We start from the raw sequence: 24106 nt of genomic DNA, 5'->3' as shown, positions 1-24106 counted from the left end.
AGAGCAGAGCGCGCAGTACGGGGACAGGCGCCGGGCGTCGGCCGGGGTGGTCATGATGCTGTCCCCTCACGCCGGACGCGACGCAAGGCGTCGATCTGGGCGATCGGATCTATGGGCTGGGGGAAGGTCGGAACGTGCTCAGGGCAGGAGTAGATGGTGCGTCCGCCCATGCTGGCGGAGTGCACATGTCCTACGACGACTGGCTTGTCGGTCATCGTGTCGCAGCGCGCACAGATCTGGGGCCTCACCGATCGGCCTCCTCGTCGGAACCGAACTCGACGACGGCTGCGAGAAGGAGGGCCTGACGCAACTGCTCGGTGTCGGTCAGGTACCGGTTGGGGCCCACCGGGATGCGCCAGTGCAGACCGGGCCCCGACCTCCAGTGCCCGGGCGGCATGCCCATGAACGTGAGCTCGGCGGTGGTCGTCGTAAGTACCTGGACCTGCCGAATGCTCTGCCAGTAGTAGGCGCTCCCCGGCGAGATGAGCCAGTACATGGTGCAGTAGTCGGCGATGGCGGCGCCGCCCTGCTTACCGAGGAGTTCAAGAGTGCGTTCGCCGATGGCCTTGGGGGCACGCACAGCGTCCCAATAGTGGCCAACCTCGACCACCTCCACGTCATTGCCGCGTGGCGGTGTCCATGGGGCGGGGGTGGGCTGAGTGAGCGTCATGAAGAAGCCTCCAGCGGAGCGTCTCTTCCAGTGCGTCCAGACAACCGTTGCGCTAGGGCCGCCGTCCCGGGCGCATGCGTCCGTCGCTGTGCGTATGCGGAAGCTGCATACGTCTGCGACGGGGCCGCTACTGTGGGTATTCCTTGTCAAGCCACGCCCACCACAGACCAGGACCGGAGATGGCACAGTCAGCACCCCACCGCAGTGCCGGTGAGGCCATCGCGGCCGCCCGGCGCGGCCATGGGTGGACCCAACAGCAACTGGCGACGTTGTGCGGGTTCAGCCAGAGCACCATCAGTAGGCTGGAGCGCGGTCGTCAGTCCGCCCGCGACATGGATGTGCTGGCGCTCGTCGCTGACCGGCTTGGCATGTCTCCGGCCGAAGTTGGGCTAGCCGGAGACCACGCCCAGAGCGCTGAGGTGAATCGTCGGGGCTTCCTGGGCGCGGCGGTCGGCCTCGGCGTCCTTCCTGCCCCGACCGGCTCCACGACTCGCCGCGCGATCAACCCAGCCGTCGTCGACCACCTCCGCCAGCTCCGCGTCACCCTGGTCCAGTCAGACGGGCTTTACGGACCGCACTCGGCCATTAGCGCCGTCCACGACCACCTCACCGTCATCGAGCAGCAGCTACTTCCCGCAGCCTCCGGTGCCCTCCGACGTCGCATCCTCGAAACCGCCTCCGAATGGGCAGAGTTCGCTGGATGGCTGTACGAGGACCTCGGCCACCCTGGCAAAGGCCTTTGGTGGTCCGACCGCGCGATGGAGTGGGCGCAGGAAGCCGACGAGCCTGTGCGCCAAGCGTTCGTCCTGATGCGCAAAGCCCAACTCTCCGCTGGTCTCAGGCAGCAGCAGCGGGTAGTTGGCCTGGCGGCGGCCGCGCTACGCGTTCGCGGCGACGTGCCCGCACGTGTCCATGCCTCGGCTCGCCTCCAAGAGGCACACGGCCACGCGCTCGCCGGCGATGAAATGGAGGCCCTGCGCGCGCTCGACGCCGCCGAGGTACTCGTCGGCGGAGACGATGCGGTGACCGACCAGCTCGGGGGGTACTGCAACTCTTCCTATGTCGAGGCCCAGCGGGCGACTTGCTACCTGCGCCTAGGCAAGCCGGCCGACGCCCTGACCGCCTACCAGCGAGCGCTCAATAGCTGGCCTGACACCTACCAACGCGAGCGCGGGCTCCACTTGGCACGCCTCGCAGGCGCTCATGCCGCTAACCGTTCCCCCGACGCGGCTTGCGCCACCGCCATGGAGGCCCTGGAGATCACTCGCGAGACGGAGTCATGCCGCACCACCGCAGAGCTGCGCCGGGTCGTCACCGGCCTCGCGCCCTGGCGGCGCACCGAGATGGTCCAGCGCCTGACCGAAGCAATCGCCACTCCCTAGGCTCACCGACACCACCCACTGAGGAAGGGACCCATGAACATCAGCGAGCTGGTCGGCGCCGGCGAATGGACCACCGTCGAGGGGCGCCCCTACGTCGTCTACAAATACGCGGCCACCCTGGACGGGCGGATCGCCGCGGCGGACTCCACCAGCCAGTGGATCACCAGCGCGGAGTCCCGTGCCGAAGTCCACTCCCTGCGCGCGGCCTGTCAGGCCACGGTGGTGGGGTCCGGCACCCAGCAGGCCGACAATCCGCACCTTGCCGTGCGCTCGCTGGTGGACGACCCCACGCTGAGGGTAGCCGTACCCGTCGACGAGCAGCCGTGGCGAGTCATCGTCGACAGCAACGCGCGCACGCCCGCAGGCGCCCGCGTGCTCGACGACGCCGCGCCCACGATCATCGCCGTGGCGGAGGACGCGGACGCCACGCACCTCGACGGCGTCGCGACCGTCGTCCGGCTCCCGCGCGCGAAGGAGGGCTTGGACCTCGACGCGCTGCTGCGGGAGTTGTCCTCCCGTGGCGTGCGCGGAATGTTCCTCGAAGGCGGGCCCACTCTCGCAGCCTCGTTCGTGTCGGCCGGGTTGGTCGATCGCATCATCGCCTACATCGCGCCCGCGCTCCTCGGCCGTGGCAAGAGCGCGCTCCAGGGCGGCACCATCGAGACCATGGACGACATCTTGCGGTGCGAACTGCTGGACGTCGCGCGATCAGGTCCTGACATCCGGCTGATCGCTCGGCCGAGGCGTTGATATGACGACGATCGCCGTGACCGGCCACATGGACCTGACCGAGGACTCCGTGCCCCTCGTGCGGGCGGAGTTGGACAAGATTCTCGCCGGGTACGAGCCCGCCGGCCTGGTCGGCGTCTCGTGCATCGCGCGCGGCAGCGACAGCCTGTTCGCGGAGGCGGTCCTGGCGGTGGGCGGGCGGCTGGTCGTGGTGGTGCCGTCGCGGGATTACCGGGAGGCGAAGGTGAAGCCGGACCACGCCGCGACCTTCGACCGGCTCAGGGACGCGGCGCAGGAGGTGGTGGTGATGCCGTACGCCACGGCGAGCCGCGAGGCGTACGAGGCGGCGAACGCCGTGCTGTTGGAGCGCGCGGATCGGCTGGTGGCCGTGTGGGACGGGCAGCCGCCGACCGGGAAGGGCGGGGGCACGGCGGATGTGGTGTACGAGGCGCGTGAGGCGGGCCTGCCCGTGGATGTCGTATGGCCGGACGGGGCTTCCCGCCGGGCATGACGGGGGAGGCGTCGCGAGACGGCGCGAGTGACCGGGGACGCGACGCTCGCCCCGGCTGCCGGGGAGGACGGCTCGTGGGGAGAACGGCTCGTGGGGAGGACGGCTCGGGGGAGGCCCCTGGCGCCTCAGCCGGCCGAAGTGTTCTGTGTCGCCTCGCGGGCTTCGGTGAGGGCTCGCTGCCTGAGGTTGCCGCCGAACAACTGGATCGTGGTGGCGGCCAGGACGTCATCCCTGCCGATGGTCCGCCCGTCCCCCCTGCGGGTGGACAGGGCCCGGTGGGAGTCGTTGAGGGACGGGGGCGGGGTCGGGGCAGGTTCGCCCGACATCACCGGGGTGACCGTACCGAAACGTTTGACCCCGCCCTCGCGGACGACCATGGCCGCGTCCCGGGCGAGGTCCGTCAGGAACACGCTCGCGATTCCGTCCAGGTCGCGGACCATCGCCGGGACGGCCCTCGCTCCCTGGCTCCGCAGCAGCTTCCTGACCCCGGCCTCGAACCTGTGGGCGCCGACCACCGCGCTCGGTTTGCGTGACCTGCTGCGCTTGCGGGAAGGCACGATGACACCCTCGGCGTCGTACAGGTCACCGGTCAGGCCTCGAAACGTCGGGCTGTGGTCGTACCACTTGGTCCCCACCTCCAGCTCGACGTTCCGGTCGATCGCCGAGAGAAGGTCCCCGGGAATCAGCTTCTTCCGGGCCTCCTCCGCCGCCGCTCTCCTCGCGCTGTCGATGATCTCCGTCAGCACGGTCCGCGTCACCGACGCGGCGGCCCACGCGGCCGACCGGGAGACGTGCATCGAGGTCACGTCCCGGAACACCGCTTTGACGAGAGAAGGCTTGAACGGCGGGACATCCATGCCCGAGCCGGTCTCGGGACCGCTGCGCTCAGGGCGTGTGGGCTGGGTGGTCATCGGAAGAAACGCTCCCTGCTGTCCGAGTTGTCGAAGGCCCCGGTCGGCAGTGGGCCGAACGCGGTGGCAAGGGCAAGGCGCGGTCAGCCGCCCAGGGCGCTCAAGTCGAGCCGCCAGTCGTTGGACTCCTGCCAGGTGCCCTTGGGGTATTCGAAAGACACCTTGCCGACCAGCTCGAACCCGGCCTTGCGGCACACAGCGTTCGACGCCGCGTGGTCCACGTGGGGGAACGCGTGCAGGTAACGCCGTGCGCCACGCGCCGCCGCCCGGTCCGCGGCCAGTCGCAGGGCCTCGGACGCGTATCCGTGACCGCCGAACTCGGTGAAAATCCCGTATCCGGTCTCGTACACGTCCTCACCACCCCACTCCCGCTCCCAGTACCCGACCGAACCGATCGCCACGTCACCGAGGCGGACGATCAGCATCTCGCCGCCGTCGAGGCGCAGGTAGCGCTGATGACGATCGACGATCGCCTGCTCGGTCTCGGGCCCCCCGAGATGCTCGGTCATCTCGGGAGTGTTCTGGCGGTGCAGGATGTTCAGACCTGCTTCGGACCACGGTTCGAGGCGAAGAGTGTTCATGGCGCGGACACTACGCTCTGCCACTGACAAGACCGGCCGCATGGCTGCCCCGGCCCACCGGGGCGCGCCCGCGCCACCCCTCCGACCCGCCCGGAGCCTGCCGGGTGGTCAGCCCAGTGCGGGGCGCGTGCGGCGTGCGGTGTGTGCGGGCCGCCCGACTGCGGCGTACCAGACCAGGGCCGCACAGATGAAGCCCGTCGCCGCGGAGACCAGTGACCTTGTGAGGGTGTCGTTCCGTGCGCCGGAAGCGAGGGCGATGGCCAGTGCCAGCGTCAGGGTGATGACGGGCAGCGCACGGGGGCTCCGCGTGGCGCCTGGCGCGGCGGCCGGGGGCAGCAGCCAGGTGGCGAGGCCGTAATAGGCACAGGCCAACAGGGTGGCTCCCAGCACTTCGCTGGGCCGGTGGCCGCCCATGGTCGCGCTGGCGGCGGCGATGCAGGCCAGCCACAGCACACCGGCCGTGGCGACGTAGGGGCGGATGCGGGGGGAAACCACGAGGACGGCGGCGAGGGTCAGCGCGGCGGGGATGGCCGTGTGCCCGCTGGGAAAACCCTGATCAAGGAGGTTCTCGGGCGCGCCCACCAGATCGGGGCGGGGCATGGCCGACTTGAACACCTCCTTGCTTCCGGTCGTGAGAACGACGATCCCGAGCGCCGCGCACCCCTGCCGCCAGCACCGCCGCACCAGGGTGAGGACCACGATGACGGCCAGGCCCACCATCAGGGTGGGCTTGGCGCTCAATTCCATCGGGGGTATGGGCGTCGAGCCGTATTCCGCTCCTGACAGGGGGTAGATCCATGCTTCTTCGCTGCCCTGTTTACCGAGATCGAACAGTGCGTTCTCGGCTCGTTGCCCCCACGGGGTGCAGATGGCGAGTAGGTAGACCGCCAGGAACCCCAGCGTGTACAGCAGAGCCGGCATCCACGGCCGTGTCGTACGCGACGGGCTGGGGTCGTCGGGGGCCTCGGGGGCCTGCCTTGAGCCCCCCGGACGGTGCGCGGGCAGGGACGGAGAATCGTGCTGTGTCATCGCTCTGTTTCTTCCGTTGGGGGGGAGTTCGGTCACGCACGTCTTGCGGCACGACGTGGGCCGCCGGGCTCGGTCGGCCCGCCGGGGTCCGCTCCTATTGGGCGAGGGCCTGCCCCTGTCGGCGCTGGGCGGTGATCGCCAGGACCGGGAGGGGGGCGATCAGGAGGACGAGGACGACCAGGTTCGGCAGGGACTGCATGAACCCCTGCGGCTTGATCACGATCGCCTGCGTGCGGATGAAGGCGACCGCCGCGACGGGGATCAGCCACCGGTAGTCCCCGGTGGAGGCCGTCGCCACCCACGCGGCGATCAGCGCGGCGACCTCGATGGCGAACAGGCCGCGTTGGAAGGTTGGACTGACGGAGATGATGTGCAGGCCCCCGGCCACGTACATGGCGAGCACGACGGGCACCAGCCGGCGGTACGAGCGGCGCCGCAGACGGCTGGGACGGCAGGCCGTCAGCACAGCGCACGCGGTGCACAGTGTCCCCGACAGGACCAGGTCACGGGCGGTTATCGGGGTGCCGAGACCGTAGTAGCCCAGGCCCGCCTTGCCCTCGTCGCCGAAGAGGATGCGGCCGTGGGACGTGGCGCCGGCCCAGATCATGGCTGCCGCGACCGGCAGCGCGATCCCCGGTCTGCCACGCAGCAGAGCGATCAGGCAGCCCAGCGGCAGCAGCCCGTAGGGCAGCAGCCGTATCCGCGTGGGACCTTCGGCCCACGGGTACCAGCCGGAGAAGTGGAAGGCGATGGCGTGCTGTCCGGGGTCGATGTGCAGTGCCCAGTGCCACACATCCTGCAAGTACGGAACCAGCGCCAGCGCGGCGAGGGCCAGGGCGGCCAGGTGGATGCCGTCCAGCCACCACGGCCGAGTGGTGTCGTCGACGACGGCACGGGCGCGGGCCTGCACCCCGGCACGCGCCAAAGCGGCAACTTCCCGCGGCGGGGGCCAGGAGCGGCCGGGATACGCCTCGGCCAGGCAGGCCAGCAACTCCTCTCCATGCCGGGAACGGTGGGGCTCGGGATAGGCCGCGAGCAGCAGACGGTTCATGCCGGGGCCGCTCCGGCATTCCGTGAGCGGCCGATGACGACGGCGGCCGCCTGCTGCATCCGCAGGGCCTCCCGGCTGAGCATGGCGGTGCCGTCCTCGGTGAGCTTGTAGTAGCGCCGCGCCCGCCCGTCCACGATCTCCTCGTGGCCGGCGGCCACCAGTCCGGCCCGCTCCATCCGCTCCAGCGCGCCGTAGAGGGTGCCGACAGCGATCCGGAGCCGCCCGTCGGTGGCCTGCTCGGCCGCCTTGATGATGCCGTAACCGTGCAACGGCCCGTCCATGAGCGCGGCAAGGATGAAGTATTGCGGTTCCGTCAAGGACGGGTTCTGTCTTGTCACGCGCCGACTATATATCGAGCTACGAAATATATCCGAACAACTCTGGGCCGTCGCCGGCGGCGCCTCCACGCCCGAGGTGAGAGTCACCCTCTCCCGACCGGCGGGCGGGTGCTCGGCGATCAAGCCATGCTGAACTCGGAAGATGTCCAACATGCTGGCTGCGGGCTCCGCGCCGGCGGGGACGGAGTTCGAAAGCCCGCGCAGCACGGAGCGGACGGCGACCCGGTCGCTGTCCACGAGCATGTCCTCGACGGCGACGTGGATGTCGGGATGGTCCGCGAAAGCTGCCGCGCGCATCCGGTCCGCCCGGCCGGATGGTTACGGTCGGGCAACGTGAGGGTGAGGCCCCGGGAAACCGGGGGAAGATGCCTCTGTGAGCGTGGCGCATCGGGCCATGGAGCGACTGCGGGACTGGCCGGACCTCGACGAGGGCCCGGCCTGCTGTGGCATGGGGCGGGCGCTGCGGACGGAGGAGTGCGAGATCGTGCACTTCCATTCCGACCGGGACGCCGACCTGCACCTTACCGAACCGGCCATCCGGAATCTGGCCATCCATCTCGGCCGGTCGACGGCGATCCGGCTGGTGCCGGACTCGCAGTGGGTGACCGTGCACCTGGACACCGAGCGGGACGCGGACGTGTTGTTGTCCCTGGTCAGCGTGGCGTTGAAGGCGCACGCGCGCTGTGCCGGGGCCACGCCGCGGCGGTGCAATCTCAACCGGGTGACGTTCCCGGACCGGCGAGATCACCAGATGTGCTGAGGGCCGGGTCGGTCATCAGGGCCACGAGCCTCGCGCGGTGTTCGGGGTGTTCCGTGAGCCAGCGGCCGAGTTGGTGATCCGCGCCGTCCAGGACCATCTTGGAGAACCGGGACTTCGCCCGGAGGGCCTGCTCGATCCCGGCTGTGACCTCGGGCGGGATGACCTCGTCGCGCTCGGGGACGACCAGGACGGCACGGCCGGTGAAGGCCTCGAACGTGGCGAAGACCGTGCTGGGGCGCCAGCTTCCCGGGCGGCGGATGAGGTCGGTGAAGCCGTCCCCGAAGGGGACCGGCCACGCTTCGGGCCCGTACGCCGCCGGTGCGCACAGGCAGACCGCTTCGACGCGGCTGCCGAGGTGGGAGGTCAGATCGGCGACGGTCTGGCCGCTCATGCTGAAGCCGACCAGCATCAGCGGGTCGCCGTCGGGGGCGAAGGCCTCGATCACGGCGAGTGCCTGCCGGAGCCGACGCTCCAGGCTCAGCTCCTCCAGCGTTCCCGAGCTTCGCCCGTGTCCGGAGAAGTCGAACGCGAGGGAGGCGTGGCCGGCCGCGGCGAAGTCGCGGGCGAGGGGGAGGCTCCGCTGCTGGCTGCCGATGCCGGCCCCGTGCATGATCACCACCCGGGCGCGGCCGGTGCCGGGCGCGGCGGGGTCAGTGGGCGCGGCGGGTTCGATCGAGGTGCAGCTCAGGGCCTCGCCGTCGGCGTAGTGGATGAATTCCACGGACACTCCCGCTGGTTCAGGGTGGCGTTCGGCGAGAGCGTACTGGAGGCGGGGGAACGCGCGAGGCCCCGCCGACCGCGTTGCGCGTGGGGTCGGCGGGGCCTCGCGTGAGGGGAAGGGTCAGGCCTTCGCCGCGGCGGCTTCCTTGGCCACGCGGGTGAGCACCTCGGTGAGCTGGCCGACGACCTCCGCGTCGTCCGCCGGGTGCACCTCGGCGAAGCGGGTCAGGGAGCCGGGGATGGAGAGCTTGGCCTCCTCGATGACGGCGCCGCCAGCGATGCCCGCCGACTTGCGGGCGTCGTCGTGGGCCCACACGCCGCCGTACTGGCCGAAGGCGGTGCCGATGACGGCCACGGGCTTGCCGCGGAGGGCGCCGGCGCCGTACGGGCGGGACAGCCAGTCGATCGCGTTCTTCAGGACGCCGGACATGGTGCCGTTGTACTCGGGCGAGAACAGCACGATCGCGTCGGCCTCGTTGGCCGCGTCACGCAGCGCCGTGGCGGCGGCGGGGACGGAACCCTCGACGTCGATGTCCTCGTTGTAGAACGGGACGTCGCCCAGGCCCTCGTAGATCTGAATCTCGGCGCCTTCAGGGGCGTGCTTCGCAGCGGCCTCGGCGAGCTGGCGGTTTGTCGAGCCGGCGCGGAGGCTGCCGACCAGGGCGAGGATACGAACAGACATGAGTTCTCCAAGATCGATAAGCGCCCGCGGTGCGGACCTCGTTAGTTGAAGGTTATACCAGATATCCGGACCGCGGTCCACTTGAATATAACCGGACCGTGGTCCGCTACGCTAGGGGGCATGACCTCGTCAGCGCCGCCCCAGCCCCCGTCCCAGCCCGCATCCGCCCCGCGGGGTGAGGGTGAGGGTGAGGGCGCGGCCCGGCGGTCGCTGCTGCCGCTGGCGGGCCAGGCGCCGCCGATGCGGGCCGACGCCGCGCGCAACCGGGCCCGGCTGCTGGAGGCCGCCGCGCGGCTGGTCGCCGAGCGGGGGGTGGACAAGCTGACCATGGAGGCGGTGGCCTGCGCCGCGTCCGTCGGCAAGGGCACGGTCTTCCGCCGCTTCGGCGACCGTACCGGACTGCTCCAGGCCCTGCTCGACCATTCGGAGCAGGCCTACCAGCAGGCGTTTCTCACCGGCCCGCCCCCGCTCGGGCCCGGCGCCCCGGCCGTCGAGCGGCTGGCGGCGTTCGGGGTGGCCACGCTCCGGCAGATGTGCGCGTATCTCGACCTCTACCTGGCCGGGGACCCGCCCGCCGACCGCCGCCTGAGCAGCGCCCCGCGCCAGGTCCGGCTCACCCACATCACCATGCTGCTGCGCGAGGCCGGGGGCGGCGGCGACACCGAGCTGCGGGCGGAGGCGCTGATGGGTTACCTGGAGCCCGCGCTGATCCACCATCTGACCCGGCAGCGCGGCATGGCCCTGGACCGGCTGGAGGAGGGCTGGCGCGACCTCGTCGCCCGTATCGTGGGCCCGGCGTGAGCCCCGTCGGAGGCGCCGGCGTGAGCCCCGTCGGAGGGCCCGGCGTGGATCCCGCCGGGGAGTCCGCCGTCGGTCCCGCCCGTGGGGTCCGCCGTGGGGTCCGCCGTGGGCCCCGCTGTCGGTCCCGCCGTGGAGTCCGCCATCTGGGCCTCCGTCGCGGCGTGGCGGTGAACGGCCCGCCGCAGGGCCTAGCATGACGCGCTGACGCCCTGTCGAGAGAGCGTCCCGAGTGTCGTCGAGAGTGGCAGGACGCCGTTGTGCGGTTCGCCGGGCCAGGGAGGGCCGATGGGGCTGGAGGGGGAGCCTCCCAGCGGTGGCTGGGGGGCCGACGAGGAGGCCCATTCCGGGCAGCGCTGGTCGGCGCGGCTGTCGCTGACCACCGCCGCGCTGGCCGTGCTGCTGCCGGTGATCTTCGCCGGGACCGCGAGCGTGATCCTGCTCGTGGTGGGGCTCGGCGGGATGGGGGTCACGGCGGCCGCCGTGTGGTGGGTGCTGACCCGCCGGGGCGCGGTGCGGATCGCGGCGGGGGCGCTGGCCGTGCTGGCGCCGCTCACCGTGATCGGGTTCTACGACGCGCAGAACCTGCTGTGGGTGGTCATGGTGTCGCTGGGGCTGTGGGGGGTGGCCGTCTGGACGGGGCGGGCCGCGATCCGCAGCACCGGCTTCGGCGCCGTACCGGTGACGGAGTACCGGACCCCGGCCCCGGAGCGCCCCTTCCTGATCATGAACCCGCGGTCGGGCGGCGGGAAGGTGGGGCGGTTCGGGCTGGTGGAGAAGGCCGAGCGGCTGGGCGCCCGCGTGGCGCTGCTCGACCCGGACCACCCCCAGGACGTGGCCGCCCTGGCCCGCGAGGCGGCGGACGCGGGCGCCGACCTGCTGGGCGTGGCGGGCGGTGACGGTACGCAGGCGCTGGTCGCGGCCGTCGCGGTGGAGCGCGGCCTGCCCTTCCTGGTGATCTCCGCGGGCACCCGCAACCACTTCGCCATGGACCTCGGCCTGGACCGCGAGGACCCCTCGGCCTGTCTGGACGCGCTCACCGACGGCGTGGAGCTCCGCGTCGACCTGGGCTTCGCCAACGAGCACCCCTTCGTGAACAACGCGTCGTTCGGCGCGTACGCGGCGGTCGTGCAGAGCCCGGCCTACCGCGACGACAAGGTGCGCACCACCCTGGAGCTGCTGCCCGACCTGCTGACCCGGCAGCGCGGCCCCCGGCTGATCGCGCAGGCCGACGGGGTCCGGATCCCCGTCCCGCAGGCGCTGCTGGTCAGCAACAACCCGTACCGTACGGACGACCCGGCCGGGCTCGGCCGCCGCGAGCTGCTGAACTCCGGCAGGCTCGGCGTGCTCGGCATCAAGGTCGACAACGCCGCCCAGGCCGCCGGGCTGCTGCGCGGCCGGAAGGCGGCGGGCCTGACGGTGCGGACGGCCGGCGAGGTGCTGGTGGACGCCGACCAGGAGGAGATCGAGGTCGGGATCGACGGCGAGGCCATGGCGCTGTCGGTGCCGGTGCGCTGCCGCATCGCGCCCGGCGCGCTGCGGGTCCGGGTGCCCCGGGACCGGCCCGGGGTGCCGGCGGCGAAGCCGCGCATGGACTGGCGGCGGCTGCGCAAACTGGGCGCGGTGGTGGGGCGCACGGCGGCCGGCCGGCGCGGGTTCTGAGCCGCGGGCGCGGGTTCCGGGCCGCCGCCCGGCTCCAGGGGCGGGCTCTTTCCGGCCCCGGGGCGGGTTCTGAGCCACCCCGCCCCAGGGGGTCACTTCCCGCGTGGGCCGAACCTGTGGGCCAGCCAGTTGCTGAACGCCTCGACGCGCGGGCGGTGGCGGGTGTTCTGGAAAACGCGGATCAGCCAGCGTCCGTCGGCGCCGCGCGTCATCACGTACGTCTGCACCGACAGGGCCCGCGCGGAGGGCCTGGTCCGCTTGCCCTTGAGGACGGCGCCGCGCGAGTGGACCAGGGCGATGCCGGGGGCGGGGAAGGCCAGGTCCTCGATCTCGGCGTACAGCCGGGAGCCCTTCAGTACGCCCTCGAACAGCCCGCGGTGCCCTTCGGCGATGGCGTGCCGGCCGGTCATGCGGCCGCCGAAGAAGGTCACGTAGTCGGCGTCCTCGGTGAAGGTGCCGGCGAAGGCCTCGGTGTCCCCCCAGGCCCGGCTGTTGGCCTCGAAGAGGGCGCGGACGGCGGCGGCGTCGGTGGTGGTCGCGATGGTGCTCATACTGCTCCTCCTGGACTGGCTCACTGACTGGACTGGCTCACTGGCTGATAAGATTGCTTGCGTGCATGCAATATATGCAGGTGCGCATGAAATTGGCAAGGGGTGAGGGACGACATGACGGAAGGAAGGCACGACACCATGGCCGACCAGGAACGCGGACCGCTGCTGGAAGAGCTGGCGGGCGTCTACCGCACGTACCTCACCGCCGTCGTGCTGCACGGGCAGGCGGCGGCCGACGCCCTCGGGCAGAACCCCACCGACCTCTACGCCCTCAACGCCCTTCAGCTCGCGGGCCCGCTCACCACCGGCGTCCTGGCCGAGCGGATCGGGCTGTCCCAGAGCGCCACCACCCGCCTCGTCGACCGGCTGGAGCGGGCCGGCCGGGTCAGCCGCGGCCCCGACCCGGCCGACCGGCGACGGGTCGTCGTGGCCGCCGTGCCCGTCCCCGAGGAGGAGGACGAGAAGGCGTTCGGCCCGGCCCGCCGCCGTATGGCCGAGGTCCTCGACGACTTCGGCGACGAGGAACTGCGGGTGCTGCGCCGCTACTTCGAGCGCGCGGCGCCCGCCCTCCGCGCGGCCACCGCCGAGACGAAGGGCCTGGGGCCGCTCGAGCCCTGACCGGCACGGCCGCGTGGCCGCTGGGTCGCGGATTCTGCGGTGAGTATGGGACAGCGACACGCCGTGCCGTCGGCGTGGTCCCATACTCACCGCAAACCCCCTGCCCCCGACCGTACGGCCGCGTCGCCGCGACCGTCCGTCCGCTGGCTAACCTGACCCGGTGACCACCGAACTGGCCCTGCTGACGCGGGTATCCTGCCGCGGCCGCGAGATCACCGGTCCCCGGCTGCGCGGCCTGCTCGCCCTGCTCGCGGGTGACCTGCGCACCGGCTGCGGCACCGCGCGGCTGGTGGAGGGGCTCTGGCCGGAGGCGGAGCGGCCGGAGAACCCGACCAAGGCGCTCCAGATCCTGGTCTCCCGCGCCCGCGCCCAGCTCGGCGCCGACGTGATCGCCAGCACCCCCGCCGGCTACCGCCTCGCCCTGCCCGAGGACCGGGTCGACAGCTCCGCGGTGCTCCTCCGCGCGGCCGCGAGCGCGCGGCACGCGCGCGCCGGCGACCACGCCGCGGCGCTCGCGCACGCCGAGGCGGGCCTCGCGCTGTGGGCCGGCGGCCCGGGCGGCGAGGCCGCCGGCGGGGCGCCGGACACGGCGGCCGGGGGGCCGGAGGCCGGGGACCCGGCGGCCGAGAAGGACCCCGTGGCCGCGCTGCGCGCGGAGCGGGCCGCGACCTACCGGACGCTGGCGCGCGCCCGCGCGCTGGCCCTGTCCCGGCTCGGCCGGCGGGCCGAGGCGGCCGAGCCGCTGGCCGAACTGGCCCGCGAGCGGCCCCGGGACGAGGAGGTGCTGCTGGAGCTGCTGCGTTGCGAGGCGGCCACCCTGGGCCCCTCCGCGGCGCTGGCCAGGTACGACGCCTACCGCCGGGCGCTGCGCGAGGAACTCGGCACCGACCCGGGACCCGCGCTCCGGGCCGTGCACGAGGAACTGCTGCGCGGCGAGGCGCCCGTGGTGCGCCACGGCGTCCCGCACGAGCCCAATCCGCTGCTCGGCCGCGACGACGACATCGCCGCCGTCGCGGACCTGCTGGAGGCATCCCGGGTCGCCTCGGTCGTCGGCCCCGGCGGCCTGGGCAAGACGCGGCTGGCGCACGCCGTGAGCCGCCGGGCGGGGCGGCGCGCCGTGTACTTCGTCGGGCTCGCGGGCGTCACCTCCGACGAGGACGTGGCCAGGGAGGTCGCCTCGGCCCTCGGCGTCGGCGAGGTGCTGCCCGCCTCCGCCGGCCCCCTGGGCCTGCCGACGGACCTCCTCACCGGCATCGCGGCCGCCCTCGGCACCGGGCCCCTCCTGCTGGTGCTGGACAACTGCGAGCACGTCATACGCGGCGCCGCCGACCTCGTACGCCACCTGGTGTCCACGACCCAGGACCTGCGGGTGCTCACCACCAGCCGGGCGCCCCTCGGCCTCTCCTCGGAGGCCGTGTACCCGCTGCCGGAGCTGAGCCTCGCCACGACCGTCGAGCTGTTCGAGCAGCGGGCGCGGGCCGTGCGCCCCGGGGCCGAGCTGCCCAGGGAGGCGGTGGAGGAGCTGTGCCGCCACCTGGACGGGCTGCCGCTCGCGGTGGAGCTGGCGGCCGCGCGGGTCCGGGTCATGTCGGTCGCGGAGATCGCCCGGCGCCTGGAGGACCGCTTCGCCCTGCTGCGCGGCGGCGCCCGGGACGCGCCCGACCGCCACCGTACGCTGCACGCCGTCGTCGACTGGAGCTGGAACCTGCTGGACCCGGCCGGGCGGGCGGCGCTGCGGGCGCTGTCCGTCTTCCCCGGCGGATTCACGGCCGACGCCGCACGCCACCTGCTGGGCGAGGACGGCGACGCGCGCCCGGGAGAGGACGGCGACACCCTGGAGGTGCTGGCGGACCTGACCGACCAGTCGCTGCTCAAGGTCGCCGACACCCCCTCGGGGGCGCGCTTCCGGATGCTGGAGACCGTACGGGAGTTCAGCACCGCCCACCGGGAGGCGGCCGGGGACACCGACCGCGTGCTCGGCCGTTTCCTCGCGTGGGCCCGCGACTTCGGCGTCGCGCACCACGAAGGGCCCCACGCGCCCGAGCCCTTCGCGGCCCTCGACCGGATCCGGGCCGAGCAGGACAACCTCGTCCACGCCCTGCGGCACGGCCTCGCCCGGGCCGACGGGGCGGCGGTCGCGGCGGTCTCCGCGGTGCTCGCGAGCCTGTGGACCGTCGAGGGCAACTACGCGCGCGTGGCCGTGCTGGCCGACGAGACCGGCCGGCTGCTGTCGCACTTCCGGCCCGAGCGGGGGCCCGACCCCGCGCTCGTCGAGGCGACCCGGACCGCCACGGCGCTGTTCACCGCGAACACCTTCACCGTCGTCGGGCTGCGCGCCGGCCGTCCGCTCGCCACCCTGCGCCGGCTGCCGCCCGCCTCGCCCGACACCCTCCTGCGGGCCGTCGCGACCGTCCTGGCCGCCGCGCCCGAGGTGCTGGGCCCGGACCCCGCCCCGCTGCGCGCGCTGTGCGAGAGCGGCGAGCCGCTGCTGGCCGGCGTCGCCAATGCCGTGGCGAGCTACGTCCTGGAGCGAGCGGGCGACTTGGACGGCGCACTGCGGGCCGCCCGGGAGATGCTTGACGCGTTCGCGGGCCGGAGCGCCGCCTGGGTCCAGGTCCTCGCCCACTCCCGGATCGGGGAGCTGTGCCTCCAGGCCGAACGGGGCGAGGAGGGCAGGCGCCATGGGGAGGAGGCGCTGCGGCTGCTGGAGGAGTGCATGCCGTGGGGGGACATTTCCGGCGTCCGGGCGGCGTTGAGCCTCGTCAACCTGCAGCTCGGCGCCATCGACGAGGCGGAGCGCTGGCTGCCGCTGACCACGTCGGACCGGAGGGACGAGACGGTCGGTGTGGTCATCTTCGACCTCGGCACACGGGCGGAACTGGCCCTCGCGCGCGGCGACACCGAGACCGGTCTGCGCCAGTGGCGGCGGGCCGTCGAGGCGTCGCGCAGCGACGAGAACACGCTCTACCGCACCGACCCGCCCGGCCTGGAGCCCTGGACCCTGGAGGTCGAGGCCGCCGCCGTGATCGCCCACGCGCACCACGGCCGGGTGGACCTGATCGAGAAGACCGCCGGCGCACTTCCCCACAAGCTGTGGACAATGCTCAGCCACCCCGTGGAGAAGCCCCCGGCCTATCTGATGGAGCTCCCGGTGTGCGGCGCGCTGCTGCTGGCCGTGGCCATGGTGGAGCTCGACCGCGCGGAGCACACCGGCGACGCGGGCGCCCGCGCGGCCGGGGCCGGTGCGTCCGGGGCCCATGCGTCCGGGGCCGGTGTCCCCGGCGCCCGTGCGGCCGGGGCCCGGCTGATCGCTCTGGCGGAGCGGTTCCGCTTCCTGCGCGGATTCCAGCCGACCATGTCCTCGGCCCGCGCCCGCCGCGCGGCCGAACAGGCCGACAGGGCGGCGTACGAGGAGGCGGTGTCCTCGTACGCCGCCCTGGGGCGGGACGATCTGCGGGCCGCCGCGCTCGCCGCGATCGAACCCCTCACGGCAGCTCCGCGCGAGTGCGGAGGGCACGGCCGCACAGCAGGCACGGACGAGCAGCGCCGGGGCGCCTAACGCCGGGGCTCCCGCCTGAACAACGCCCGCGCCCAGAGGAATCCGACCACGGTGAGGCCCACGCACCAGGCCACCGCGATGATGCCGCTGTTCCCGATCTCCGTGCCCATCAGCAGCCCCCGCAGCGTCTCGATGATCGGCGTGTACGGCTGGTACTCGGCGAACCAGCGCAGCCCGGTCGGCATCGAGTCCGTGGGGACGATCGCGCTGCCGAGGAACGGCAGGAACTGGAGCGGCATGGGCGCGTTGCTCGCGGTCTCGGGGCTCCTGCACGCCAGCCCCATGGCGGCCGACAGCCAGGTGAGCGCGACGGTGACCAGCGTCAGCAGGCCGAGTACGGCGAGCCACTCGACGACGGTGGCGTTCGGGCGGAACCCCATGACCAGCGCGAGCCCGGTGACCAGGGTGATGGCGACCAGCGTCTGGAGCACGCTGCCGACGACGTGTCCGACGAGCACCGAGGCCCGCGAGATCGCCATCGTCCGGAAGCGGTTGATGATGCCCTCGGTCATGTCGACGGAGATGGACACCGCCATCGCCAGCGACCCGGAGGTGGCCGCCATCAGGATGATGCCGGGGGCGGCGTAGTCGATGTAGTCCGCGTCGCCGCCCGACCCGCCCATCGGGCCGACACCGGTGCCCAGGGCGCCCCCGAAGACGTAGACGAACAGCAGCAGCATGACGACCGGCATCGCGGCGACGGTGATCGTCATGGCGGGGTAGCGCAGCGCGTGCTTCAGGTTGCGCCGCAGCATCGTCATCGAGTCGCTGAAGGTGTGGATCAGGGCGCCGCTCATCACGCGTTCACCTTCCGTGCGGTGGGCTGGGGCTGCTGGGTCGGGGTGCCGGTCAGGGCGAAGAAGACGTCGTCGAGGTCGGGGGTGTGCACGGACAGCTCCTCGGCCTCGACCGACTCGGCGTCCAGCCAGTCGAGCAGGGACCTCAGCTCCCGGACACTGCCGTCGCTCGGCACCTGGAGGGTGAGCGCCTCGTCGTCGCGCGACACCTCGCCGAAGGCCCGGGCGGCCCGCTCCAGATCCTCCGGCCGGGTGAACCGCAGCCGCACATGCCCGCCGGGGATCCGCCGCTTGAGCTCCTCCGCCGTCCCCTCCGCGACCAGCTTCCCGCCGTTGAGCACCGCGATCCGGTCGGCCAGCTCGTCGGCCTCCTCCAGGTACTGCGTGGTCAGGAACACCGTGACCCCGCCCGCCACCAGGTCCCGGACGATCTGCCACATGGTGTGCCGGCTGCGCGGGTCGAGGCCGGTGGTCGGCTCGTCGAGGAAGATGACGCGCGGCTCGCCGACCAGCGTCATCGCGAGGTCGAGCCGCCGCCGCATCCCGCCCGAGTAGGTGGCGGGCGTCTTCCCGGCCGCCTCGACGAGGTCGAACCGCTCCAGCAGCTCGGCGGCCCGCCGCCGCCCCTCGCGCCGGCCGAGGCGGTGCAGGTCCGCCATCAGCAGCAGGTTCTCCTCGCCGGTCAGCAGGTTGTCCACGGCCGAGAACTGCCCGGTCACCCCGATCGCGGCCCGCACCGCGTCGGGCTCCCTCGCCGGGTCGTGCCCGGCCACGCGGAACTCGCCGCCGTCGGCCCGGATCAGGGTGGACAGGATCTGCACCATGGTGGTCTTGCCCGCGCCGTTGGGCCCGAGCAGCGAGAAGACCGTGCCCTCGCGGATGTCCAGATCGATGCCGTCGAGCACCACCTGCTCGCCGTACGCCTTGCGCAGCCCGGTCGCCGTGATGGCCCGGGCGGGTCGGGAAGTCGTCATGCGGTGAGGATGCGCGGGGCCGGGATCACCGCGGTTTCACGGCGGTTTCATAGGCGGCTCGATGACCGCCCTCTCTTTCAACAGAGACGTCGCCCCATTGCCCGAGCCGCCGCCGTCTGGGTTCGCCGATCAGAGAACGTCCACCGTGACACGTGCTACGCCTGCCTTCGCGATGCGTGCGTCGCTCGTGACGAAATCAACGTCGAGTCCTTCGGCAAGTGCGACGTACGCGGCGTCGTAGGCGGACAGGTTCGCCGACAGCTCTCGCACACGGGGCCAGAACGGCATCGCGTCGTACCGGCGGATGGTGAGCGCCTGGTAGGTGGCCAGGGCTTCGTCAAGGTCTTCCGCAGCCAGCTTCGGTACGCCCCCGCGTTGCCCGCGCGCCATGCCGAACAGGGCCGATCCGACCTCGAAGTCGAGCAGCGCCGGCGCCGCGAGGCCATGGGCGGCGATCTTGGCGCGTACGGCGTCCCCGCGCGGGCCCCGGTCGGTCAGGCCGTGGACAAGTGCGGAGCAGTCGATGACGATCATCGACGTTCACGCTCCGCTTCAAGAAGGCCCGGAACGTCCGCGTCCGTCAGGTCCAGAGTGGCGGCGCGCTTCATGCGCTGAGCCAGTTCGGCATTGGTGGGAGTCGTCGCCTCCCGCACGATCATGTCCCACAGATACGCCTGCAGAGACTTGCCGGCCTCCGCGGCGCGAATCTTGAGCGTCTTCAACATGTCGTCGGGCACTCTGCGGACTGTTACGTCGGTCATGCCAGCATTTTAGCAGCGGTGATGACGAAATGCTGACGACCTCGCCAGGTATCAGCGCGCGAGCGCGACGCCGTCCGCGGGCGCCATCAGCGCGTCGGCCACCGCCGTGCGCGCGTACAGCACCGAACGCCCCGTCCGGTGCGTCGTCACCAGGCCCGCGCCGCGCAGCGCGGTGAGGTGCTGCGACACCCCGGCCGCCGACATCCCGAACCGCTCCGCGAGCCGTGTCGTCGAGGCGGGGGTGTCCAGCTCCGCGAGGAGCAGGGCGCGCGACCGCCCCAGGACCGCCGCGACCGCGTCGACCGACCCGGCGTTCCGCGGCTCCCAGAGGGTGCCGATGCCCCGGGCGGGATAGGCGAGTTGCGGCGGGTCGGGGGGCACGGAGCGGGTGAACACCCGGGGCCAGGCGAAGGCGGAGGGCACCAGCAGCAGGCCCGCCCCGGCCTCCGACCGGCTCAGCGCGCAGTGGCGGCGCACCAGGCGCAGGGTGCCGTCGTCCCAGCGGACGGTCTCGTGCAGCTCGCCGAGGACGTGTCCGGCGCCGTGCTCGGCCACCTGCCGGGCCCGGTGGAAGACATCGGCCTCCAGCAGCTGCCGGATCCGGTCCCAGTACGGGGCGAGGGCCAGCTCCCAGTACGTCTCGATCTCGGCGGCGACCTTCCGCAGCGTCGCTTCGGGGGCCTCCCTGAGCAGCCGGATCCGGGGCGACTTGCTCAGGTCGCGCTCGGCGCCCAGCCGGTCCAGATCGATGCGTACGCGCTCCGCCGGGGTGTGCCGGATCGCGTCCAGCTCGGCGGCGAGCGTGGGGAAGGGGGTCTCGGGGGTGGGGTTGAGGAAGTCCGCGAGATAGGCGCGTTCGGGGATCAGCGTGGCGAGCCAGCCGCGGTCGAGCCCCGCCTCCGCGAGCCGCGGCCGGACCTGCGCCATCCACCGCCGGTGCGGCGGCGGCTCGCCCTCGGTGCCGCGCAGCAGCCGGAAACTGGTGACGACCTCCCACATCGGAGAGACCGCGAAGCGGGTCTGTGCCAGGTCCGCGGCGGAAAAGCTGAGCCCGGTCTCCATGCGATCCTCTCGGTCTCCAGCCGATCCTTCCGGTGGATTCGGTCTCACCTTAATCAATAGGAGGGTGGCCGGGTCACCCCGCAGGCTCCACGCATGCTCTCCACATTCCGCGGCCTGCCGCCCGCCGTCTGGACCGTCTTCGCCGGCACGATCGTCAACCGGCTCGGTTACCTCGTCACCCCCTTCCTGGTCTTCTTCCTGGCGGCGCGCGGCGTCACCGGCGCCGAGACCACCTTTGTCCTGGGCGCGCTGGGCGCCGGCAACCTCCTGGGCCCGGCGCTCGGCGGCCTGCTCGCCGACCGGATCGGCCGCCGCTCCACGATGCTGATCGGCCTCCTGGGCGCGTCCGCCGCGCAGGGCGCGCTGTTCGCGGCGCCGGGGGTGGCGACGATGGCGGCCGCCGCCCTGCTGATCAGCGCGGCGGGCGCGATGATCGGCCCGGCCGCCTACGCGCTGCTGGCCGACTCGGTGGACTCGGGCCGCCGGCAGCGGGCGTACGCGCTCTTCGGCTGGGGAGTCAACATCGGCACGGCCGCGGCCGGCGTCCTCGGCGGCTTCCTCGCCGCGCACGGCTACTGGCTGCTGTTCACCGTCGATGTGGCCACCATGCTGATCTACGCGGCGATCGTCGCCACCCGGCTGCGCGAGACCCGCCCCGCCCGGCAGGAGAAGGCCCCGGCGGCGGACGGCGCCGGCTACGGCGTCGTCCTGCGCGACCGCCTGCTGCTCGCCCTGCTCCCGCTGTTCGGGATCCAGCTCTTCGTCTACTCGCTGACCGAGGTCGCCCTGCCGCTGGCCATCCGCGACAGCGGGCTCTCCCCGGCCGTCTACGGCGCGATGGCCGCGGTCAACGCGGTGTTCGTGGTCGCACTCCAGCCGCTCGCCACCGCCACCCTCGCCCGGCTCCCGCAGCTCCCCGTGCAGGCGGCGGGCAGCGTGCTGATCGCCGTGGGCGTGGCCCTGACCGGCGTGGCGGACAGCGTCGCCGCGTACACCGTGTCCGTGGTCGTGTGGTCCCTCGGCGAGGTCGTGGTCGCGGGGATCGCCGCCGCCATGATCGCCGACCTCGCCCCGGCCCACGCCCGCGGCCGCTACCAGGGCGCCTTCCAGTGGACCTGGGGGGTGGCCCGGTTCGGCGCCCTCACCCTCGGCGTCACCGTCTACACCTCCCTGAGCCCCGCCGTCCTGTGGTGGAGCGCCCTCCTCTCCGGCGTCCTGACCTCGGCCGCGACCCTGGCCCTCCGGTCCCGGGTCGGCCGCCGGACCGAGCACGACCTGGCCGCCTGACGCCGGGCGCCCTCCGGCCGGCGCCATCCGGTCAGTTTTCAAGAAGCCACCCTCGCGGGTGATCCCTAGCCTGGTTGTCACACCGAGATCCGCACGATCCGCATGATCCGCACGAGAGGAAACCCGCGATGAAGGGCACCCGGACGGCCGCCAGGACCACCACCGCGACCGACGAGAAGTACGACGGCTTCACCGACGAGGAGCGGAGCGCGATGAAGGAGCGCGCCCAGGAACTGAAGTCGGCAGCCCGCCGCGGCTCCCGCGCGGGCGCGGCCAAGGCGGATCCGGAGAGCGAGGTGCTCGCGAAGATCGCCGAGATGCCGGAGGCGGACCGCGTCCTCGCCGAGCGGGTCCACGCCATCGTCAAGGCCGGCGCGCCGGAGCTCGCCCCGAAGCTCTGGTACGGGATGCCCGCGTACGCCAAGAACGGCAAGGTGGTCTGCTTCTTCCAGAGCGCGCAGAAGTTCAAGTCGAGGTACGCCACCCTCGGCTTCAGCGACCAGGCGCACCTCGACGACGGCGCCATGTGGCCGACCGCCTTCGCCCTCACGGAGATGACCCCCGCCGCCGAGGCGCGGATCGACGCGCTCGTCCGGCAGGCCGTGAGCTGAGACGGCCCCCGGACCGGAGGCGTTGACCGGACCGGGAGGAACCGGATCGGGAGGAACCGGATCGGGAGGCGTTGACCGGTTGACGAATGTCCGGCCCTTATGGATGCCCCGGCCTGCCGCCGTCCGCCTCCGCGTGGGCGGGGAGGGTGACCGTTACGGTCAGGCCCCCGCCGTCGCGGGGGCGTGCGGTGACCTCGCCGCCGTGGGCGCGGGCGATGGAGCGGACGATGGAGAGGCCGAGGCCGGCGCCCTTCGCGGTGACGAGGCGGTCAGTGCCCAGGCGGCGGAACGGCTCGAAGAGCGCCGGCAGCTCGTAACGGGGCACGGCCGGGCCGGTGTTGTCCACCTCCACCTCGACCAGGCCGTCGTCGCGGGCGCGGCAGACGGCCCGTACCCAGCCGCCTCCGTCCAGGGTGTTGTGGCGGATGCCGTTCTCGACGAGGTTGTGCACCAACCGTTCGAGCAGCAGCGCGTCGCCGGTAGTGGGCGCCGGGGCGGTCCGCTGCGTCACCGTGATCCCGGCCACTTCCGCCTCCCGCGCGGTCTGCCCGACCACGTGGTCCACGATGTCGGACAGATCGACCGGGAGTCGCTCGCTGATCTCGTTCTCCGAACTGGCGAGCAGCAGCAGCCCGTTGATCAGTCGCTCGTGGCGGGCGTTGATCTCCAGCAGGTTCTCGCCGAGCTGCCTGACGTCCTCGGAGGCGGCTTTGCGGTGCATGGCCACCTCGACCAGGGCCCGCCCCAGGGTGAGCGGGGTGCGCAACTCGTGTGAGGCGTTGGCGACGAAGCGGCGCTGGCCGTCGAAGGACCGGTCGAGCCGTTCGACCATCGTGTCGAAGGTGTCGGCGAGGTCCTTGACCTCGTCGTCGGGGCCGCGCAGGGCGATCCGCTCATGGAGGCCGCGGTCGGCGGCGGGGGCGCTCGCGATACGGCGGGCGGTGTCGGTGACCCGGTGCAGCGGGGCCAGCACCCGGCCGGCGGCCAGCCAGCCGAAACCGGCCGCCGCGCCCCCGACCACCAGGAGCGCGAGCCCGCCCTGGGCGATGAGCGACGTGGTGGCGGCGGCGTTCAGCCGGTCGCGTTCGTCCTTCATCCACTTTTGCGCCGCCTCGTTGCCGAGGACTTTTCCGTCCCCCGTGATCACCTGGTTCCGAGGTGGGCCCGAGGCGGGATCGTCGGTCTTCACGCCGCGGGCGTAGACCTTCAGACCGCCTCCGGCGAGCTGCTGGTCGAACAGCGCGTAGGTGACGCCGAGCAGCACCACGCCGGCCGCGAGGAACAGACCCCCGTAGATCAGGGTCAGCCGGGCCCGCAGGCTGATCCGGCGCGGCAGGACCCTCAGGCGGCGCGTCATGAGATCCGGTACCCCACGCCCGTGACGGTCTCGACGACCTGCGGCTCGCCGAGCTTGCGACGCAGCTTCAGCACGGCCAGCCGGACGGCGCCGGTGAACGGGTCGGCGTGCTCGTCCCAGGCCTTCTCCAGGAGCTGTTCGGCGGAGACCGCGCTCCCGTCGGCCCGAAGCAGCTCGGTCAGCACGGCGAATTCCTTCTTCGACAGCGGTACGTAGCGCCCGTCCCGGAACACCTCGTGGCGGGCCGGGTCCAGGGTGATCCCGGCGCGGCGCAGCACCGGCGGCGTCGCCGGGCGGCTGCGGCGGCCCAGCGCGTGGACGCGGGCGGCGAGTTCGGCGAAGGCGAAGGGCTTGGTGAGGTAGTCGTCGGCGCCGAGCGTGAGTCCCGCCACGCGGTCGGCGACCCCGGCGGCGGCGGTGAGCATCAGCACCCGCGCCGTCGCCCCGGTCTCGGCCAGCTCGCGGCAGACGTCGTCGCCGTGCACCCGGGGGAGGTCCCGGTCCAGGACCACCACGTCGTAGTCGTTGACGGTCAGCCGCTCCAGCGCGGCGGCGCCGTCGTACGCGACGTCGACCGCGTGCGGCTCGTCGCGCAGCCACTCCGTGATCGCGTCGGCGAGCAATGGTTCGTCCTCGACCACCAGCACCCGCATCGGTCCCCCCTCCCTTTACCGGTTCTCCCGGGCAGGGCCCATGGTTCCCGGT

The 24106-nt window shown here is 72.7% G+C and carries 26 protein-coding genes and 1 pseudogene; 10 read left to right on the top strand and 17 right to left on the bottom strand.

From position 1 onward, the window contains the following. Window positions 1-244: 244 nt before the first annotated feature. Complete coding sequence (locus tag BBH68_RS14555) at window positions 245-670, bottom strand: hypothetical protein (RefSeq protein WP_065962437.1); 426 nt, start codon at window positions 668-670, stop codon at window positions 245-247. 179 nt (window positions 671-849) lie between these two features. Between BBH68_RS14555 and BBH68_RS14550 the strand changes: the two genes are divergently transcribed. The 3 genes from BBH68_RS14550 to BBH68_RS14540 are packed head-to-tail and all read left to right on the top strand — an operon-like array spanning window position 850 to window position 3292. Continuing rightward, window positions 850-2052, top strand: a complete 1203-nt coding sequence (locus BBH68_RS14550) for a helix-turn-helix domain-containing protein (protein ID WP_065962434.1) — start codon at window positions 850-852, stop codon at window positions 2050-2052. Window positions 2053-2085: 33 nt separating this feature from the next. Then, entirely contained in the window at window positions 2086-2802 is a 717-nt protein-coding gene (ribD, locus tag BBH68_RS14545) for a bifunctional diaminohydroxyphosphoribosylaminopyrimidine deaminase/5-amino-6-(5-phosphoribosylamino)uracil reductase RibD (protein WP_065962433.1), read from the top strand. 1 nt (window position 2803) lies between these two features. Then, window positions 2804-3292 carry a hypothetical protein gene (locus tag BBH68_RS14540; RefSeq protein ID WP_065962432.1) on the top strand — a complete coding sequence of 163 codons (489 nt, stop codon included), beginning with the start codon at window positions 2804-2806 and terminating at the stop codon, window positions 3290-3292. A 125-nt stretch (window positions 3293-3417) separates the two neighbouring features. On the opposite strand, the gene BBH68_RS14535 is transcribed toward BBH68_RS14540, so the two are convergent. From BBH68_RS14535 to BBH68_RS44490, 6 genes and pseudogenes are all read right to left on the bottom strand, one after another. Beyond that, the gene (locus BBH68_RS14535) at window positions 3418-4203 is read right to left on the bottom strand and encodes a hypothetical protein (protein ID WP_065962430.1); all 786 of its coding nucleotides are present in this window, start codon (window positions 4201-4203) and stop codon (window positions 3418-3420) included. Window positions 4204-4286: 83 nt separating this feature from the next. Further along, window positions 4287-4784, bottom strand: coding sequence for a GNAT family N-acetyltransferase (locus BBH68_RS14530; RefSeq protein WP_065962429.1), 498 nt, complete (start codon window positions 4782-4784; stop codon window positions 4287-4289). A gap of 108 nt (window positions 4785-4892) precedes the next feature. Then, the gene (locus BBH68_RS14525; RefSeq protein WP_245738060.1) at window positions 4893-5705 is read right to left on the bottom strand and encodes a phosphatase PAP2 family protein; all 813 of its coding nucleotides are present in this window, start codon (window positions 5703-5705) and stop codon (window positions 4893-4895) included. A gap of 202 nt (window positions 5706-5907) precedes the next feature. After that, on the bottom strand, window positions 5908-6864 hold the full coding sequence (locus tag BBH68_RS14520) for a hypothetical protein (RefSeq protein ID WP_065962427.1): 957 nt from the start codon (window positions 6862-6864) through the stop codon (window positions 5908-5910). After that, a complete protein-coding gene (locus BBH68_RS43100; RefSeq protein ID WP_065962448.1) occupies window positions 6861-7202 on the bottom strand; it encodes a PadR family transcriptional regulator in 342 nt (113 codons plus the stop codon). Before BBH68_RS43100 ends, BBH68_RS14520 begins: the two co-directional genes overlap by 4 nt. A 120-nt stretch (window positions 7203-7322) precedes the next feature. Then, window positions 7323-7499 (bottom strand): annotated as a pseudogene (locus tag BBH68_RS44490) (nuclear transport factor 2 family protein); the annotation flags it as partial. Window positions 7500-7575: 76 nt separating this feature from the next. Here BBH68_RS44490 and BBH68_RS14510 point away from each other — a divergent pair. Then, window positions 7576-7962, top strand: coding sequence for a luciferase domain-containing protein (locus BBH68_RS14510; protein ID WP_065962425.1), 387 nt, complete (start codon window positions 7576-7578; stop codon window positions 7960-7962). Here BBH68_RS14510 and BBH68_RS14505 read toward each other — a convergent pair. Together BBH68_RS14505 and BBH68_RS14500 are read right to left on the bottom strand one after the other, a co-directional pair. Next, window positions 7916-8683: an alpha/beta hydrolase gene (locus BBH68_RS14505; RefSeq protein ID WP_065962446.1), complete on the bottom strand. Its 768-nt coding sequence runs from the start codon at window positions 8681-8683 to the stop codon at window positions 7916-7918. The two genes, BBH68_RS14510 and BBH68_RS14505, sit on opposite strands and share 47 nt — an antisense overlap. Before the next feature lie 120 nt (window positions 8684-8803). Then, complete coding sequence (locus BBH68_RS14500; RefSeq protein WP_065962424.1) at window positions 8804-9364, bottom strand: NAD(P)H-dependent oxidoreductase; 561 nt, start codon at window positions 9362-9364, stop codon at window positions 8804-8806. Between the two features lie 120 nt (window positions 9365-9484). Here BBH68_RS14500 and BBH68_RS14495 point away from each other — a divergent pair, with 120 nt between their 5' ends. Together BBH68_RS14495 and BBH68_RS14490 are read left to right on the top strand one after the other, a co-directional pair. After that, a complete protein-coding gene (locus BBH68_RS14495; protein WP_076970889.1) occupies window positions 9485-10165 on the top strand; it encodes a TetR/AcrR family transcriptional regulator in 681 nt (226 codons plus the stop codon). A gap of 285 nt (window positions 10166-10450) precedes the next feature. Beyond that, entirely contained in the window at window positions 10451-11824 is a 1374-nt protein-coding gene (locus BBH68_RS14490) for a diacylglycerol/lipid kinase family protein (protein WP_065962423.1), read from the top strand. Between the two features lie 92 nt (window positions 11825-11916). Here BBH68_RS14490 and BBH68_RS14485 read toward each other — a convergent pair whose 3' ends face one another. Continuing rightward, window positions 11917-12375 (bottom strand): SgcJ/EcaC family oxidoreductase, encoded by a 459-nt coding sequence (locus tag BBH68_RS14485; protein WP_065962421.1) that lies wholly within the window; start codon window positions 12373-12375, stop codon window positions 11917-11919. Between the two features lie 114 nt (window positions 12376-12489). Between BBH68_RS14485 and BBH68_RS14480 the strand changes: the two genes are divergently transcribed. Further along, window positions 12490-12993, top strand: a complete 504-nt coding sequence (locus BBH68_RS14480) for a MarR family winged helix-turn-helix transcriptional regulator (RefSeq protein ID WP_245738059.1) — start codon at window positions 12490-12492, stop codon at window positions 12991-12993. A 160-nt stretch (window positions 12994-13153) separates the two neighbouring features. Further along, window positions 13154-16552: an ATP-binding protein gene (locus BBH68_RS14475; RefSeq protein WP_065962417.1), complete on the top strand. Its 3399-nt coding sequence runs from the start codon at window positions 13154-13156 to the stop codon at window positions 16550-16552. On the opposite strand, the gene BBH68_RS14470 is transcribed toward BBH68_RS14475, so the two are convergent. The 5 genes from BBH68_RS14470 to BBH68_RS14450 all read right to left on the bottom strand — a co-directional run bounded on the left by BBH68_RS14470 (window position 16549) and on the right by BBH68_RS14450 (window position 20146). Next, a complete protein-coding gene (locus BBH68_RS14470; protein ID WP_065962415.1) occupies window positions 16549-17349 on the bottom strand; it encodes an ABC transporter permease in 801 nt (266 codons plus the stop codon). The two genes, BBH68_RS14475 and BBH68_RS14470, sit on opposite strands and share 4 nt — an antisense overlap. After that, window positions 17349-18323 (bottom strand): ATP-binding cassette domain-containing protein, encoded by a 975-nt coding sequence (locus BBH68_RS14465; RefSeq protein ID WP_065962412.1) that lies wholly within the window; start codon window positions 18321-18323, stop codon window positions 17349-17351. The genes BBH68_RS14470 and BBH68_RS14465 overlap by 1 nt, the downstream gene beginning before the upstream one ends. Before the next feature lie 129 nt (window positions 18324-18452). After that, window positions 18453-18857, bottom strand: coding sequence for a type II toxin-antitoxin system VapC family toxin (locus tag BBH68_RS14460; protein WP_065962411.1), 405 nt, complete (start codon window positions 18855-18857; stop codon window positions 18453-18455). Next, window positions 18854-19084, bottom strand: coding sequence for a FitA-like ribbon-helix-helix domain-containing protein (locus BBH68_RS14455; protein WP_065962410.1), 231 nt, complete (start codon window positions 19082-19084; stop codon window positions 18854-18856). Before BBH68_RS14455 ends, BBH68_RS14460 begins: the two co-directional genes overlap by 4 nt. A 51-nt stretch (window positions 19085-19135) precedes the next feature. Next, window positions 19136-20146: an ArsR/SmtB family transcription factor gene (locus BBH68_RS14450; RefSeq protein WP_065962407.1), complete on the bottom strand. Its 1011-nt coding sequence runs from the start codon at window positions 20144-20146 to the stop codon at window positions 19136-19138. A 93-nt stretch (window positions 20147-20239) separates the two neighbouring features. On the opposite strand from BBH68_RS14450, the gene BBH68_RS14445 reads away from it, so the two are divergent. Together BBH68_RS14445 and BBH68_RS14440 are read left to right on the top strand one after the other, a co-directional pair. Continuing rightward, window positions 20240-21433: an MFS transporter gene (locus BBH68_RS14445; RefSeq protein WP_065962406.1), complete on the top strand. Its 1194-nt coding sequence runs from the start codon at window positions 20240-20242 to the stop codon at window positions 21431-21433. Window positions 21434-21561: 128 nt separating this feature from the next. Beyond that, a complete protein-coding gene (locus BBH68_RS14440) occupies window positions 21562-22044 on the top strand; it encodes an iron chaperone (RefSeq protein ID WP_065962405.1) in 483 nt (160 codons plus the stop codon). 97 nt (window positions 22045-22141) lie between these two features. On the opposite strand, the gene BBH68_RS14435 is transcribed toward BBH68_RS14440, so the two are convergent. Then, complete coding sequence (locus tag BBH68_RS14435; protein WP_065962403.1) at window positions 22142-23401, bottom strand: sensor histidine kinase; 1260 nt, start codon at window positions 23399-23401, stop codon at window positions 22142-22144. Continuing rightward, entirely contained in the window at window positions 23398-24054 is a 657-nt protein-coding gene (locus BBH68_RS14430) for a response regulator transcription factor (RefSeq protein ID WP_065962401.1), read from the bottom strand. Before BBH68_RS14430 ends, BBH68_RS14435 begins: the two co-directional genes overlap by 4 nt. Window positions 24055-24106: the final 52 nt, after the last annotated feature.

This window comes from Streptomyces sparsogenes, from assembly GCF_001704635.1.
GTDB classification, from domain to species: domain Bacteria; phylum Actinomycetota; class Actinomycetes; order Streptomycetales; family Streptomycetaceae; genus Streptomyces; species Streptomyces sparsogenes.
Note: the sequence above shows the minus strand (reverse complement) of the source record. Positions and strands in the feature narration are given on the sequence as shown.

Coding starts and splice junctions, on each gene's coding strand:
- BBH68_RS14555 (WP_065962437.1), bottom strand. CDS start 670: ATGACGCTCACTCAGCCCACCCCCGCCCCATGGACACCGCCACGCGGC.
- BBH68_RS14550 (WP_065962434.1), top strand. CDS start 850: ATGGCACAGTCAGCACCCCACCGCAGTGCCGGTGAGGCCATCGCGGCC.
- ribD (WP_065962433.1), top strand. CDS start 2,086: ATGAACATCAGCGAGCTGGTCGGCGCCGGCGAATGGACCACCGTCGAG.
- BBH68_RS14540 (WP_065962432.1), top strand. CDS start 2,804: ATGACGACGATCGCCGTGACCGGCCACATGGACCTGACCGAGGACTCC.
- BBH68_RS14535 (WP_065962430.1), bottom strand. CDS start 4,203: ATGACCACCCAGCCCACACGCCCTGAGCGCAGCGGTCCCGAGACCGGC.
- BBH68_RS14530 (WP_065962429.1), bottom strand. CDS start 4,784: ATGAACACTCTTCGCCTCGAACCGTGGTCCGAAGCAGGTCTGAACATC.
- BBH68_RS14525 (WP_245738060.1), bottom strand. CDS start 5,705: ATGCCGGCTCTGCTGTACACGCTGGGGTTCCTGGCGGTCTACCTACTC.
- BBH68_RS14520 (WP_065962427.1), bottom strand. CDS start 6,864: ATGAACCGTCTGCTGCTCGCGGCCTATCCCGAGCCCCACCGTTCCCGG.
- BBH68_RS14500 (WP_065962424.1), bottom strand. CDS start 9,364: ATGTCTGTTCGTATCCTCGCCCTGGTCGGCAGCCTCCGCGCCGGCTCG.
- BBH68_RS14495 (WP_076970889.1), top strand. CDS start 9,485: ATGACCTCGTCAGCGCCGCCCCAGCCCCCGTCCCAGCCCGCATCCGCC.
- BBH68_RS14490 (WP_065962423.1), top strand. CDS start 10,451: ATGGGGCTGGAGGGGGAGCCTCCCAGCGGTGGCTGGGGGGCCGACGAG.
- BBH68_RS14485 (WP_065962421.1), bottom strand. CDS start 12,375: ATGAGCACCATCGCGACCACCACCGACGCCGCCGCCGTCCGCGCCCTC.
- BBH68_RS14480 (WP_245738059.1), top strand. CDS start 12,490: ATGACGGAAGGAAGGCACGACACCATGGCCGACCAGGAACGCGGACCG.
- BBH68_RS14470 (WP_065962415.1), bottom strand. CDS start 17,349: ATGAGCGGCGCCCTGATCCACACCTTCAGCGACTCGATGACGATGCTG.
- BBH68_RS14465 (WP_065962412.1), bottom strand. CDS start 18,323: ATGACGACTTCCCGACCCGCCCGGGCCATCACGGCGACCGGGCTGCGC.
- BBH68_RS14460 (WP_065962411.1), bottom strand. CDS start 18,857: ATGATCGTCATCGACTGCTCCGCACTTGTCCACGGCCTGACCGACCGG.
- BBH68_RS14455 (WP_065962410.1), bottom strand. CDS start 19,084: ATGACCGACGTAACAGTCCGCAGAGTGCCCGACGACATGTTGAAGACG.
- BBH68_RS14450 (WP_065962407.1), bottom strand. CDS start 20,146: ATGGAGACCGGGCTCAGCTTTTCCGCCGCGGACCTGGCACAGACCCGC.
- BBH68_RS14445 (WP_065962406.1), top strand. CDS start 20,240: ATGCTCTCCACATTCCGCGGCCTGCCGCCCGCCGTCTGGACCGTCTTC.
- BBH68_RS14440 (WP_065962405.1), top strand. CDS start 21,562: ATGAAGGGCACCCGGACGGCCGCCAGGACCACCACCGCGACCGACGAG.
- BBH68_RS14435 (WP_065962403.1), bottom strand. CDS start 23,401: ATGACGCGCCGCCTGAGGGTCCTGCCGCGCCGGATCAGCCTGCGGGCC.
- BBH68_RS14430 (WP_065962401.1), bottom strand. CDS start 24,054: ATGCGGGTGCTGGTGGTCGAGGACGAACCATTGCTCGCCGACGCGATC.